Below are 14048 nucleotides of genomic sequence, written 5' to 3' on the forward strand. Positions count from 1 at the left end.
CTGCAAGACCAATATCAAAAAGTTTTGATATTGGTCGATAATCGGCGGTTATAAGCCGTGGCTATAAGCAATAGACGAAGCGTTGAAACACTTCTGCAGGGGTTTGCCGGGCAAAGCACAGGAAAAAATCCCTCAACTGACTATCTGTCATTGCCCGCAGGCGGTGGCTCTGGGAAAATGCCGATCCTTTTTTCCGTTTCTTTTATTCAACTCCAGGAGATCTGCGATGCCCAGCCGTCGTGAGCGTGCCAACGCTATTCGTGCCCTCAGCATGGATGCCGTGCAAAAAGCCAACAGCGGCCATCCCGGTGCCCCGATGGGCATGGCGGATATCGCCGAGGTGCTTTGGCGCGATTATCTGAAACACAACCCGAGCAACCCGTCGTTCGCCGACCGTGACCGGTTCATCCTGTCCAACGGCCACGGCTCGATGCTGATCTACTCGCTGCTGCACCTGACCGGCTACGACGTCACCATCGATGACCTCAAGAGCTTCCGCCAGCTGCACAGCCGCACCCCGGGCCACCCGGAATTCGGCTACACCCCGGGTGTCGAAACCACCACCGGCCCCCTGGGCCAAGGCCTGGCCAACGCCGTGGGTTTTGCCCTGGCCGAAAAAGTGCTGGGCGCGCAGTTTAACCGTCCTGGCCACAACATCGTCGACCACCACACCTACGTGTTCCTGGGTGATGGTTGCATGATGGAAGGCATTTCCCACGAAGTGGCCTCCCTGGCCGGCACCCTGGGCCTGGGCAAGCTGATCGCGTTCTACGATGACAACGGCATCTCCATCGACGGCGAAGTCGAAGGCTGGTTCACCGACGACACGCCAAAGCGTTTCGAAGCCTACAACTGGCAGGTGATCCGCAACGTCGACGGCCACGATCCGGAAGAGATCAAGACCGCCATCGACACCGCCCGCAAGAGCGAGCAGCCGACCCTGATCTGCTGCAAGACCACCATTGGCTTCGGCTCGCCAAACAAGCAAGGCAAAGAAGACTGCCACGGCGCCCCGCTGGGTGACGCGGAAATCGCCCTGACCCGTGAAGCGCTGAAGTGGACCCACGGTCCGTTCGAAATCCCGGCCGACATTTATGCCGAGTGGGACGCCAAGGAAGCCGGTCTTGCCGCCGAAGCCGAGTGGGACCAGCGTTTCGCGGCCTACTCCGCCGAGTTCCCGGAACTGGCCAACGAGCTGGTCCGCCGCCTGGCCGGTGACTTGCCTGCCGACTTCTCGGAAAAAGCCTCGGCCTACATCGCCGAAGTCGCGGCCAAGGGCGAAACCATCGCCAGCCGCAAAGCCAGCCAGAACACCCTGAACGCCTTTGGCCCGCTGCTGCCCGAGATCCTCGGCGGTTCGGCGGACCTGGCCGGTTCCAACCTGACCCTGTGGAAAGGCTGCAAAGGTGTCTCGGCTGAAGACGCCAGCGGCAACTACATGTACTACGGCGTGCGCGAGTTCGGCATGAGCGCCATCATGAACGGCGTGTCGCTGCACGGTGGCCTGGTGCCTTACGGCGCGACCTTCCTGATGTTCATGGAATACGCCCGCAACGCCGTGCGTATGGCTGCGCTGATGAAGAAGCGCGTGATTCACGTCTACACCCACGACTCCATCGGCCTGGGCGAAGACGGCCCGACGCACCAGCCGGTCGAGCAACTGACCAGCCTGCGCACCACGCCGAACCTGGACACCTGGCGCCCTTCGGACGCCGTGGAATCGGCCGTGGCCTGGAAACACGCCATCGAGCGTAAGGACGGCCCGTCGGCGCTGATCTTCTCCCGTCAGAACCTGCAGCACCAGGTACGCACCGACGCGCAGATCGCCGACATCAGCCGCGGTGGCTACGTGCTCAAGGACTGCGTGGGCGAGCCGCAACTGATCCTGATCTCCACCGGTTCCGAAGTGGGCCTGACCGTTCAGGCGTACGACAAGCTGACCGAGCAAGGCGTGAACGTGCGCGTGGTTTCCATCCCGTGCACCAGCGTGTTCGATGCCCAGGACGCAGGCTACAAGCAGTCGGTACTGCCGGTGCAAGTGGGCGCGCGCATTGCCATCGAAGCGGCTCATGCAGACTTTTGGTACAAGTACGTGGGCCTGGAAGGCCGCGTGATCGGCATGACCACCTACGGTGAGTCGGCGCCGGCGCCAGCGTTGTTTGAAGAGTTTGGTTTCACCCTGGAAAACATCCTGGGCCAGGCGCAAGAACTGCTGGAAGACTAAGTCAGTCTGCGTTGTCTGTGCTGACGCTATCGCGGCGATGCGGCGCCCCGACACGCTTGCTCCCACCTTTGGACTGCGGTCTGATGTGGCGGCGGGTGTGTCGGGTCGCCGCATCGCCGCAATGGCGTCAGAACATTCAACACCGTACGAACATTGATCGAGAACCCCATGCCTGCACCGCGTCGCTACAAAGTTGCACTCAACGGCTACGGCCGCATTGGTCGTTGCGTCTTGCGTGCTCTGTTCGAGCGAGGGGCGGCGGCCGGGTTTGAAATTGTGGCGATCAATGACCTGGCCGACATGGCCAGCATCGAATACCTGACACGCTTTGACTCCACCCACGGCCGCTTCCCCGGCGAAGTGCGGGTCGAGGACGATTGTCTGCACATTAATGGCAACTGCGTGAAAGTGTTGCGCAGTGCCACCCCCGAAGGCATCGACTGGCACGCACTGGGCGTGGACCTGGTGCTGGAGTGTTCCGGTGTGTATCACACCCGCGCCGACGGCCAGCGCTTTCTGGATGCCGGCGCGCCGCGTGTGCTGTTTTCCCAGCCGATGGCCAGCGAGGCGGATGTGGACGCCACCATCGTCTATGGCATCAACCAGAACTGCCTGACCGGCGATGAACTGCTGGTGTCCAACGCCTCCTGCACCACCAACTGCAGCGTGCCGCTGTTGCACCTGCTGGACCAGGCGGTGGGCCTGGACTACGTGTCCATCACCACGATTCACTCGGCAATGAACGACCAGCCGGTCATCGATGCCTACCACCATGAAGACCTGCGCCGTACACGCTCGGCGTTCCAGTCGGTGATTCCGGTGTCCACCGGCCTTGCGCGCGGCATCGAGCGACTGTTGCCGGAACTTGCCGGGCGAATCCAGGCCAAAGCCGTACGGGTGCCGACGGTGAATGTGTCGTGCCTGGACATCACCATGCAGACCGTCAGCGACACCGACGCGGGCGAGATCAACCGGATATTGCGCGACGCCGCGACGAGTGGCCCGCTCAAAGGCCTGCTGGCCTACACCGAGTTGCCGCACGCCAGCTGTGATTTCAACCATGACCCGCATTCGGCCATTGTCGATGCCAGCCAGACCCGCGTTTCGGGCCCACGGCTGGTGAACATCCTGGCCTGGTTCGACAACGAATGGGGCTTTGCCAACCGAATGCTCGACGTTGCAGGCCATTACCTGCACATCGCCTCACCACAACCTCAACAGTAATTCAGGAACTGCGACCCATGACCGTGTTGAAGATGACCGACCTCGATCTGCAAGGTAAGCGCGTATTGATCCGCGAAGACCTCAACGTCCCGGTCAAGGACGGTGTTGTCACCAGCGATGCGCGAATCCTGGCCTCGCTGCCGACCATTAAGCTGGCCCTGGAAAAAGGCGCGGCCGTAATGGTGTGTTCTCACCTGGGACGCCCGACCGAGGGTGAGTTTTCGGCCGAAAACAGCCTCAAGCCGGTCGCCGATTACCTGAGCAAGGCCCTGGGCCGTGAAGTGCCGTTGGTGGCCGATTACCTGGGCGGTGTTGACGTCAAGGCGGGCGACATCGTGTTGTTCGAAAACGTGCGCTTCAACAAAGGCGAGAAAAAGAACAGCGACGAACTGGCCCAGCAATACGCGGCCCTGTGCGACGTGTTCGTGATGGACGCCTTTGGCACCGCGCACCGCGCCGAAGGTTCGACCCATGGCGTGGCCAAGTTCGCCAAGGTCGCCGCGGCGGGCCCGCTGCTGGCCGCTGAGCTGGACGCACTGGGCAAGGCGCTGGGCGCACCGGCCCAGCCAATGGCCGCCATCGTGGCTGGCTCCAAAGTGTCCACCAAGCTGGACGTGCTCAACAGCCTGAGCCAGATCTGCAACCAGTTGATCGTCGGCGGCGGCATTGCCAACACCTTCCTGGCCGCTGCCGGTCACCCGGTGGGCAAGTCGTTGTACGAGCCGGACCTGCTGGACACCGCCCGTGCCATCGCGGCCAAGGTCAGCGTGCCGTTGCCGGTGGACGTGGTGGTGGCCAAGGAGTTCGCCCAGAGCGCCGAAGCCACCGTCAAGGCCATCGCTGACGTGGCGGCCGACGACATGATTCTGGACATTGGCCCGCAAACCGCAGCCCACTTCGCCGAACTGCTGAAGTCGTCCAAGACCATCCTGTGGAACGGCCCGGTGGGCGTGTTCGAGTTCGACCAGTTCGGCCATGGCACCCAAGTGCTGGCCAAGGCCATCGCCGACAGCGCTGCGTTCTCCATCGCCGGTGGCGGTGACACCCTGGCGGCCATCGACAAATATGGCGTTGCTGAACAAATCTCCTACATTTCTACCGGTGGCGGTGCATTCCTCGAGTTCGTCGAAGGCAAAGTGCTGCCCGCCGTTGAAGTGCTGGAAAGCCGCGCCAAAGACTGAGGCCGGTGATCAGGAAAAGGAGCCTTCCCATGATCAAATCGATCGCGCTCGTTGTGGCAGTCGGCCTGCTGGCCGGCTGCAGCAGTGCGCCCAAGCCCGCGCCTGAAGCAGACACGGGCGGGCCGCCGCACAAGCGCTGCTACCAGGCGGACTGGCAGGCTGAAACCCTGCCGGTGATCAGCAAGCGCATCGGGCCGCAGCGGTTGGAAAAGTACGACACCCCGTCCGAAGGGTCGGAACAGGGTTGCCCTTGACGGGTCTGATCCATTAACCGACTGCACCGAGGAATGATAATGAAAGGCGTCATCGCCCTGGCCGCATTGGCTGTGTTGAGTGGTTGCAGCAGCTTGAACCTGTTCGACAAGGCCCAGCCTTCGGACACGTGGACCACCTGGACGTGCGACAGCCAGGCGCAAGTCAACTGGCGTTTTGCCGACGCGGCCCGCAGCCAGGTGGACGTGCGCCTGGGCGGTTCTGCCCAGGTGTACCGCCTTAAACAAGACGTGGCTGCCTCGGGGGTGTTGTACACCGATGGCCAGTTGGCGTTTCACACAAAAGGTGAGGAAGGCCTGGTTTACTGGGTCGCCACCGATGATTTGATCGGGCGTGGCTGCAAAGCCCAATAAGCCTGACAGCAATAACGATTCAGCAGGTTGGATGCGTAAAGCCTGACCTGCAATAACTTGAATAGCAGCCGCCGCTACGGCAGGCTTGCACGATTAACGACCCTCGACCGGGAGAGATACACCATGGCACTTATCAGCATGCGTCAAATGCTGGACCACGCAGCCGAGTTCGGCTACGGCGTCCCAGCCTTTAACGTCAACAACCTCGAGCAGATGCGCGCCATCATGGAAGCCGCTGACAAGACTGACTCCCCCGTGATCGTCCAGGCTTCGGCCGGTGCCCGCAAATACGCCGGTGCCCCCTTCCTGCGTCACCTGATCCTGGCCGCCATCGAAGAATTCCCGCACATCCCGGTGTGCATGCACCAGGACCACGGCACCAGCCCTGACGTGTGCCAGCGCTCCATCCAACTGGGCTTCAGCTCGGTGATGATGGACGGCTCGCTCGGCGAAGACGGCAAGACCCCGACCGACTACGAATACAACGTGCGCGTGACCCAACAGACCGTGGCCATGGCCCACGCCTGCGGCGTTTCGGTAGAAGGCGAGCTGGGCTGCCTGGGTTCGCTGGAAACCGGCATGGCCGGTGAAGAAGACGGCATCGGCGCCGAAGGCGTGCTGGACCACAGCCAGATGCTGACCGACCCGGAAGAAGCTGCCGATTTCGTGAAAAAGACCCAGGTCGATGCCCTGGCCATCGCCATCGGCACCAGCCACGGCGCGTACAAGTTCACCAAGCCGCCTACCGGCGACGTGCTGGCCATCGACCGCATCAAGGAAATCCACAAGCGCATCCCCAACACCCACCTGGTGATGCACGGTTCGTCCTCGGTGCCGCAAGAGTGGCTGGCGATCATCAACCAGTACGGCGGCGACATCAAGGAAACCTACGGCGTGCCGGTTGAAGAAATCGTCGAAGGCATCAAGTACGGCGTGCGCAAGGTCAACATCGACACCGACCTGCGCCTGGCGTCCACCGGCGCCATGCGCCGCCTGATGGCGACCAACCCGAGCGAGTTCGACCCGCGTAAATTCTTCGGCGCCACCGTGACCGCCATGCGTGACGTGTGTATCGCACGTTATGAAGCGTTCGGTACGGCCGGCAATGCGTCGAAGATCAAGCCGATCTCGCTGGAAGCGATGTACCAGCGTTACCTCAAGGGTGAGCTGAACGCCAAGGTGAACTAAGCCTCAGGCGCTACTGAAAAAACCCGCAGCGATGCGGGTTTTTTTGTGGGCGCCATGCGGGTCGGCCAGGGTTTACTGATGATCAATATCCAGCTTGGCAAACGTCACCTTGCCGCCTTCCTGGCTGTTGCCGCTGTTGTCCTGCACATACACCCCGGCCTTGAAATACAGCGGCTTGGTGCCCCAGGCGGCACCGATGCGTTCGTTCCACTGCCCGTTGGCCGCGTTGATGCTCAGCAGGCCGGCCTTGTTGAGGTGGATGACGTACGTGAAGTTGCGGTTGAGCGGCACGTTTTCGGCGACGACAACCGTACGTCCCTCGCCGTCGTCCGGGCGCATGCGGACTTTGGCGATGACGCTGCCGGTTTGTTTGCTGTCCTTGTACTGGTACTCCAGCTTTATCAGCGGCTTGGTGCTCTGGTACGCGTGGATCTGGCCAATGACCACGCGCCCCGAGGACGGCACCTGATTGATCGCAAGCGTGGCGCGCAGGAAGTTGTCGGCCTGGTCGTAGGTCCAGTTGCGCAGGCGGCCGTCGGCGTAGGTTTCGCGCAGTTCGCTGCGCGGGTACTCGGTGTTGGCGGTACGGCTGCCGGTGACTGGGGCCCAGAAAAACAGCGTGCCGGAGTCGGCATGGAAGTAGCTGTTCTTGAAACCGCTCACCAGCCTGGGCGTGTCGATGGTGGTGGGGGGCGTGCCGACGGGAATGGTCAGGTTCCAGGTGGACAGGTCAATCATGGGTAGGGCCTTTGGGCGGGAGAAATGGGCACCTTTATAAAACGCGATATCGCGCTTGTTAATGCTTTATTGACGCCAAGTAACTGTCAAAAAGCCATGTTTCCCTTACGGCGTGGGCTGTGAGCATTGACCGTTAGTCGGCTTCCTGCGCTTTGGCGCAATGATGGCATTGTCATAGCTTCTGCTTTGCCGGATCCGCGGCTAGAGTGATCCCTCAGTATTCGTCCGGTTATGTGGCAAAAATGACCGGATTAGCTTGAAAAGGAAGATTTGTGCATGGAACGCGCTCCAACCCCCGCTGGTGAAGGTGGTTCAGTTCTTTTGGTGGTCGATGACTATCCCGAAAACCTGACCAGCATGCGTGCGCTTTTGCAGCGCGAAGACTGGCAGGTGGTCACTGCCGCTTCCGGTGTCGAAGCCCTGGAGCTGTTGCTCAGGCATGAAGTCGACCTGGTCCTGCTGGACGTGATGATGCCCGGCATGGACGGTTTTGAAGTGGCGCGGCTGATGCGCGGCAGCCAGCGGACGCGGATGACGCCGATCATCTTTCTGAGCGCCAACGCCCAATCGTCAGCGGCGGTGCTGGAGGGCTACGCCAGCGGCGCGATCGATTACCTGCTCAAACCCTTCGACCCCAATATCCTCAAGCCCAAGGTCCAGGCGTTGCTGGAACACCAGCGCAACCGCCGGGCGCTCCAGCGCCTGAGCCACGACCTGGAATCGGCCCGCGCGTTTAATGCCTCGGTGCTGGACAACGCCGCCGAAGGCATCCTGGTGGTGGGCGAAGACGGCGTGATCAGCTACGCCAACCCGGCGATTTCGCGGTTGCTCAACGCCCCGGTGGCCGAGTTGTGCGGCGCCCAGTTTCTGGACTTTCTCCAAAAGCCTCACGTACCCGACTGGTCCGGTTCGGCGTTGTATGAAGGCTATAAACGCCGCGAAACCTGGCGCTTGCATGACGCTATCCTGCGCACGGCCGTTGGCCAGCAATTACCGGTGGCCATGTCTTGCGCGCCGTTGCCCGCCGAGCAGCAGGCAATGGTGGTGACGGTGTTGAATATGTCTGAAGTGCGCCACCTGCATCAGCAGTTGGAGTTCCAGGCCGTCACCGACCCGCTGACCGGCCTGCTCAACCGACGCGGCTTTTACCAGGCCGTGGAAAACGTGCTGCGGCGCAACGAGCGCAGCGGACGCTCGTTGGTGTTGTTGTACCTGGACCTGGACGGCTTCAAGCGCGTCAACGATTCGTTGGGCCACGATGCGGGTGACCGGGTGTTGCGCTGGGTGTCGGAACAGCTCAAGGCGTGCCTGCGCTCCTATGACTTGCTTGGGCGCATGGGCGGGGATGAATTCACCGCGTTGCTGGAACTGGAGTTCGCCGAGCAGGCCGCAAAAATTGCCGAAAAACTGATCGAACGGGTGTCGATCTCGCAACAGGTCGAGGGCCTTGAGGTGTTGCTCGGGGTCAGTATCGGCATCGCCACCTTTCCCGACTGCGGCTCGGACATTAACAGCCTGCTGCGTGCAGCCGACGTGGCCATGTACGAAGCCAAGCGTGCGGGCCGTCAGCAATATCGCTATTACGACCAGGAAATGAACGGCCGCGCCCGCTCGCGGCTGATGCTTGAAGACAGCGTGCGCAGCGCCATCGAACAAAAGGACTTCACCCTGGTGTACCAACCGCAGGTGTCGCTGCACGATGGGCATTTGCGCGGAGTCGAGGCGCTGCTGCGCTGGCAGCACCCCAGCGTCGGGGACGTGCCGCCCGGGCTGTTTTTGCCGTTGCTGGAAGAAGCACGGCTGATCAACCAGCTGAGCAACTGGATCTACCAGCAGGCCGCCGAGCAGCGCCAGGCCTGGGCCGCGCTGGGTGACGAGTTGGTGCTGAGCATGAGTTTGAGCAGCAGCCAGTTCAAGATGCCCAACCTGGTCAACCAGTTGCAGCAAGTGCTGGAGCGCCATGGGCTACAGGGCCGGCAACTGGAAGTGGAAATCAGCGAAGAAAGCCTGATGCACCACCGGGACGAGTCGGTCAAACAGCTCAAGCTGCTGCGCCAGGCCGGGGTGCGCATTGCCCTGGATGACTTTGGCGCCGGGCTTTGTTCCCTGGCCCACCTGCGGGACCTGGTGTTCGACACCCTCAAGCTCGACCCGCAACTGGTCGCCCGCTTGCCCGACTCGCCGCGTGATGCGGCGGTGGTGCGCAGCCTGATCGAACTGTGTCGGCATTTTGACTTGCAGGTGATCGCCGAAGGTGTCGAAACGGTCGAGCAATACGACTGGCTCAAGGCCAATGGTTGCGACTTTGTACAGGGGCCCTGGGTGGCGCAGCCCCTGGTCGCCCAGGAAGTGACGGACTGGCACCTGCGCGCAGCGCCGCGCTGAATTCGCTACACTGGCGGCCTTCACATCCCGTTGTTGGCCGCCATGACCGCGTTGAAATACCTCCAGGCCTATCCCGCTGCGTTGCAGGAGCAAGTGCGCCAGTTGATCGCCAAAGACCAACTGGGTGCCTACCTGACCCAGCGCTACCCAGAGCGGCACGGGGTGCAGAGCGACAAGGCGCTGTACGGCTACGCCCAGGCCCTGAAGCAGGAACACCTGCGCAACGCGCCGGCCATCGACAAAGTGCTGTTCGACAACCGCCTGGACCTGACCCACCGTGCCCTCGGCCTGCACACCACGGTGTCACGGGTGCAGGGTGGCAACCTCAAGGCCAAGAAAGAAATCCGCATCGCCGCGTTGTTCAAGGACGCGGCGCCCGAGTTTTTGCGCATGATCGTGGTGCACGAGCTGGCGCACTTCAAGGAATCGGACCACAACAAGGCGTTCTACAAACTCTGCCAATACATGATGCCCGACTACCATCAGGTGGAATTCGACCTGCGGGTGTACCTGACCTGGCGGGATCTGCAGGGCAAGACTTAACCTTCCAAAGGCGCTCGAGCATGGATGTCAGCAAGACCAAAAGCAGTTTCTACCGCCGCCTGTACGTGGCGTACCTGATCGACAGCGGGCTGGCCAACAGCGTGCCGGCGCTGACCGAGGTGACGGGCATGCCCCGGCGCACGGCGCAGGACACCATTGCCGCCTTGGCCGACCTGGACATCGTCTGTGTGTTCGAGCAGCAAGCCGGCGCCCGCAATCACGCGGGCTGCTACCGGATCCACGCGTGGGGCGCCATCGACCGCAGCTGGATCGAGGCGAACCTGCCTTCGATCAAGCGGGTGCTGGACTACCCCTGACTCAAGGGGGCCTTGAACCGCGAGGCCCGGGTTTTCAGTCGCGGCGCATGCCGATGTGGGGAATGTCGTCCTCAAGGTATTGCTCGCCCGCCACCACGAACCCGTATCGCCCGTAGTACCCCTGCAAATGGGCCTGGGCCGACAGAAAGATCGGCATTTGCGGCCAGAGCTTGTCTATCTGGCGCAAGGTTTCTTCCATCATTACGTGCCCCAGCCCTGTCCCGCGCGCGCTGGGCGCCACGATCACGCGGCCAATCACCACGTCACCGCCTTGGGTGTCCGGGTCCAGCAGGCGCAGGTAGGCCACCAACTGGTTATCGTGCCAGGCCATCAGGTGGTGGGTGTCACCTTCCAGGTCCTGCCCGTCGATGTCCTGATAGACGCATTTCTGCTCCACCACGAACACCTCGGCGCGCAGGCGCAGGAGGGCGTAAAGCTGGTCCTTGCCCAGATCATTGTGGTGTTTGCAGACCCAGTCGATTGTCATCGCGTTTTCTCCCTAAAGACGTGCCGGTGATAGTAAGCCCATGGCATAAAAAGTCGTGGGTTTTGTGAGTGGCGTCAATTTGCCATCATTGCGCACTGGCGACCGCGCCTCCTTTGTGTACTCTGCTATACAGCGCGAGCGATGAACCCGGTCCATCGCTCGGAAGGATCTGCTTGCAGCGAAAGGACCCCCCGCATGCCGCGTTTGCCTCATGCCGTTGCTTTGCTCGCTCTGCTCCTGCTGGCCCAGACAGCGGCGGCCGAGCGCCTGCGCCTGGTGGCGGACGCCTGGCCGCCGTTCACCGACGCGACCCTGGTCAATGGCGGCCTGGCCACCGACCTCGTCACCACCGCCCTGGCCCGCGCCGGTTACGCCAGCGAATTTGAACAAGTGCCGTGGGCCCGGGCGCTGATGGGCGTGGGCGACGGGCGTTATGACGTGTTGATCAACGCCTGGTTTGACGAGCCGCGCACCCGGTTGGGACAGTTTTCCGCCGAGTACCTGCTCAACCGGGTGGTGTTTCTCAAGCACCGTGATGACCCCATCGACTACCAGGATCTGACGCAGCTGTACGACGATTCCATCGCAATCGTGCGCGGTTACGCCTATTCGCCTGCGTTCGACAATGACGCAAACCTACAGAAAGTCCCGGTGCACAACTTCGCGATGGCGGTGCGGATGGTGGCGGCCAAGCGCGTGCGGCTCACCGTAGAGGATGAATTCGTGGCCCGTTACTACCTGGCGCGCGAGTCACCCCGCGTGCGCAGTTCGTTGGCGTTCTTGCCCAAGCCGCTGGCCGAGAACGGCCTGCACATCCTGGTGAGCCTGAAAAACCCGCAACACGCACAAATCGTCGCCGGGTTTGACCGCGAGATTGCCCGGATGAAGGCCGATGGGACCTATGGGCGCCTGTTGAAGCAGCACGGAATGTAGGCCCCTATACATCCCTTATCAGGTGCGCCGCCAGCGTGCGCAGCGGCCCCAGTTGGCGACAGATCAGCGCCAGTTGCGTTTGCACCAACCGCTGGCCCTCGTCGATTTCGTCCGGCATCTGCTCAAGGTCTGCGGCCAGCGCTTCTTCGGCATCGCTCTGCACCGCGATCGCCTGTTTGTTGGCCAGCGCCGTGGCGATCTCATCGATGCTGTTGGCCAGGGTGTGGCCGGCGCCGTCGATCAGGTGTTCGCGCATTTCAGCGGGCAGTTCGGTGCCGCGGTGGGCGCCCAGGCCCGACAAATAGCTGAGCAGGGTGTGGGACAGCACCAGAAAGCGGAAGCCTACGTCGGCTTCTTTGCGGAAATGACCGGGCTCCATCAGCATGTTGGCCAGGGTGGTGGACAGCGCTGCGTCGGCGTTGTGGGCGTTGCGTCGGGCCAGGCGGTAAGCCAGGTCGTCGCTTTTGCCCTGGGCGTATTGCTGCATGATCTGGCGCAGGTAGATGCTGTTGCAGGTCAGGGTATTGGCCAACACCTTGTTCAGGCGGCGGCCTTGCCAGTCTGGCAGGAACAAAAATACCGCCAGGCCCGCGATCAGGCTGCCGAGCAGGGTGTCCAGCAGGCGCGGCAGGAACAGCCCGTAGCCGTCGCCCACCTGGTTGAAGCAGAACAGCACCATCAAGGTGATGGCGGCCGTGGCCAGGGTGTAGCGGGTGGTGCGGTTGATAAAGAACACCAGGCCTGCGGCGATGGCGAACAACGACTGCACGATGGGGTTGGGGAACAGGTCGAACAGCGCCCAGGCCACGGTGAGGCCGATGGCCGTGCCGACGATCCGCTGGCCCAGTTTGCGGCGGGTGGCGCCGTAGTTGGGCTGGCACACAAACAATGTGGTGAGGATGATCCAGTAACCCTGCGAGGGGTGGATCAAGTGCACCATGCCGTAACCGACACTCAGCGCCAGCGGCAGGCGCAGGGCGTGGCGAAACAGCAGCGACGTGGGCGTGAGCTGGGTGCGCAGGCGTGTCCACATCTCCCGGGCATTGCGCGGCGAGCGGTCGAGCAGGCTGCTGTCGGTGGCGTCGGCCAGGCTGTCGGGGTTGCTGGCGTCGCTGAGCAGGCGGTCCAGGGTCGAGAGGTTGGTGGCCAGCGCCCGCAACGAGCGCAGCAGGCCGCGCCAGGCCGGGTTGCTCTGGATGCGCAGGTGTTCCAGCGAGGCGTTCAGGTCGCCCAGGGCTTCGGCGAAGCTGGCGTCGTACACGAACGGCTGGCGCAACTGGATCGACTCGGCCAGGCCCTGGCAGGCCTTGCCCTGCTGGCGTAACAGGCGCTGGCAGCGGAACAGCACGTCACTGTGGAAGAACGCTTCGGCCAGGGCGTTGTAGGGGTAGTGCGATGAACTGGCGCGTTCGTGGATGTCCTGGGCCAGGAAATACAGCTTCAGGTAGCGGCTGACCTTCGAGCCCGGTCGGCCATTGCCCACGCGGTGCAGGATGATTTCCTTCGCAGCATTCAGCGCCGCCACCACCCGGCCGTTTTGCTGGGCCAGTTCCAGGCGGCGGGCTTCCACGTCCAGCTGGCGAATGGGTTCAAACAGCGACGACTTGAGCTTGAGGTAACGCCCCAGCTCCCGAAACAACCGCGCCAGGCTCTGCTGCACCGGCTGGTTGGAAAACAGCGCCTGCCACAACACCGACAGCGAGCCGTACCACGCCGCGCCCGCCACCAGCAGCAAGGGTTCGTGCCAGAAGTCGGTGACCGCGCCGCCGCGCTGGTCCACGCCGATCATGGTGTACACCGACAAAATCAACGTGGCCGAGGCAATCGCACCGTAGCGCTCGCCGAGGGCGCCGAGCATGGTCAGGCAAAAACTGGCCAGGGCCAGGGCGATGGCGAAGATCCACGGGTAAGGGAACAGCAGCTCCACCGACAGCGCGGCGGTGCTGAAACACACCAGCGTCACGGCCAGCGCATTGAGGCGGCCTTGCCAGTTGTCATCGGTTTCGGACAGGGCACTGGCGACAATCCCCAGGAACAGCGGGATCAGCAGTGACATTTCATCCTGATACCAGCACAGCGCCATGCTGCCGGTAAGGGCGATGAACACCCGTACGCTGTAACTGAACTTATCCAGTGCCCAAAGGCGCCGCATGGACTGCTTGAACGTGGTCGATGACATGAAGGCAGGGGTTTTCCGGGACG

13 protein-coding genes are annotated in these 14048 nt (G+C 62.4%); 10 read left to right on the forward strand and 3 right to left on the reverse strand.

Annotated features, from left to right (window positions below; all coding sequences use genetic code 11):
• Window positions 1-226: 226 nt before the first annotated feature.
• The 6 genes from tkt (at window position 227) to fba (ending at window position 6443) form a co-directional block, all read left to right on the forward strand.
• Window positions 227-2224, forward strand: a complete 1998-nt coding sequence (tkt, locus tag ACW9H9_RS16915) for a transketolase (RefSeq protein WP_457341984.1) — start codon at window positions 227-229, stop codon at window positions 2222-2224.
• A gap of 168 nt (window positions 2225-2392) precedes the next feature.
• On the forward strand, window positions 2393-3448 hold the full coding sequence (gene epd / locus ACW9H9_RS16920; RefSeq protein WP_457341983.1) for an erythrose-4-phosphate dehydrogenase: 1056 nt from the start codon (window positions 2393-2395) through the stop codon (window positions 3446-3448).
• 17 nt (window positions 3449-3465) lie between these two features.
• Window positions 3466-4629, forward strand: coding sequence for a phosphoglycerate kinase (locus ACW9H9_RS16925; RefSeq protein ID WP_457341982.1), 1164 nt, complete (start codon window positions 3466-3468; stop codon window positions 4627-4629).
• A gap of 29 nt (window positions 4630-4658) precedes the next feature.
• A complete protein-coding gene (locus ACW9H9_RS16930; protein ID WP_457341981.1) occupies window positions 4659-4883 on the forward strand; it encodes a hypothetical protein in 225 nt (74 codons plus the stop codon).
• 39 nt (window positions 4884-4922) lie between these two features.
• Window positions 4923-5255, forward strand: coding sequence for an MliC family protein (locus tag ACW9H9_RS16935; RefSeq protein ID WP_457341980.1), 333 nt, complete (start codon window positions 4923-4925; stop codon window positions 5253-5255).
• A gap of 123 nt (window positions 5256-5378) precedes the next feature.
• A complete protein-coding gene (gene fba, locus ACW9H9_RS16940; RefSeq protein ID WP_003177554.1) occupies window positions 5379-6443 on the forward strand; it encodes a class II fructose-bisphosphate aldolase in 1065 nt (354 codons plus the stop codon).
• Between the two features lie 72 nt (window positions 6444-6515).
• On the opposite strand, the gene ACW9H9_RS16945 is transcribed toward fba, so the two are convergent.
• Window positions 6516-7181, reverse strand: coding sequence for a polysaccharide lyase family 7 protein (locus tag ACW9H9_RS16945; RefSeq protein ID WP_457341979.1), 666 nt, complete (start codon window positions 7179-7181; stop codon window positions 6516-6518).
• Between the two features lie 276 nt (window positions 7182-7457).
• Here ACW9H9_RS16945 and ACW9H9_RS16950 point away from each other — a divergent pair, with 276 nt between their 5' ends.
• From ACW9H9_RS16950 to ACW9H9_RS16960, 3 genes are read left to right on the forward strand one after another with little or no spacing between them, the layout of a single operon-like run.
• Window positions 7458-9566 (forward strand): putative bifunctional diguanylate cyclase/phosphodiesterase, encoded by a 2109-nt coding sequence (locus tag ACW9H9_RS16950; protein WP_457341978.1) that lies wholly within the window; start codon window positions 7458-7460, stop codon window positions 9564-9566.
• 42 nt (window positions 9567-9608) lie between these two features.
• Complete coding sequence (locus ACW9H9_RS16955) at window positions 9609-10109, forward strand: M48 metallopeptidase family protein (protein ID WP_457341977.1); 501 nt, start codon at window positions 9609-9611, stop codon at window positions 10107-10109.
• Between the two features lie 20 nt (window positions 10110-10129).
• Complete coding sequence (locus ACW9H9_RS16960) at window positions 10130-10426, forward strand: winged helix-turn-helix domain-containing protein (protein ID WP_457341976.1); 297 nt, start codon at window positions 10130-10132, stop codon at window positions 10424-10426.
• Window positions 10427-10460: 34 nt separating this feature from the next.
• On the opposite strand, the gene ACW9H9_RS16965 is transcribed toward ACW9H9_RS16960, so the two are convergent.
• Complete coding sequence (locus ACW9H9_RS16965) at window positions 10461-10913, reverse strand: GNAT family N-acetyltransferase (RefSeq protein ID WP_457341975.1); 453 nt, start codon at window positions 10911-10913, stop codon at window positions 10461-10463.
• A gap of 195 nt (window positions 10914-11108) precedes the next feature.
• Between ACW9H9_RS16965 and ACW9H9_RS16970 the strand changes: the two genes are divergently transcribed.
• A complete protein-coding gene (locus tag ACW9H9_RS16970; RefSeq protein ID WP_457341974.1) occupies window positions 11109-11846 on the forward strand; it encodes a substrate-binding periplasmic protein in 738 nt (245 codons plus the stop codon).
• A 4-nt stretch (window positions 11847-11850) separates the two neighbouring features.
• Here the strand turns inward: ACW9H9_RS16970 and yccS are convergent, their stop codons facing one another.
• On the reverse strand, window positions 11851-14025 hold the full coding sequence (yccS, locus tag ACW9H9_RS16975) for a YccS family putative transporter (RefSeq protein ID WP_457341973.1): 2175 nt from the start codon (window positions 14023-14025) through the stop codon (window positions 11851-11853).
• Between the last annotated feature and the right edge of the window lie 23 nt (window positions 14026-14048).

This window comes from Pseudomonas sp. SDO5215_S409 (assembly GCF_054071325.1).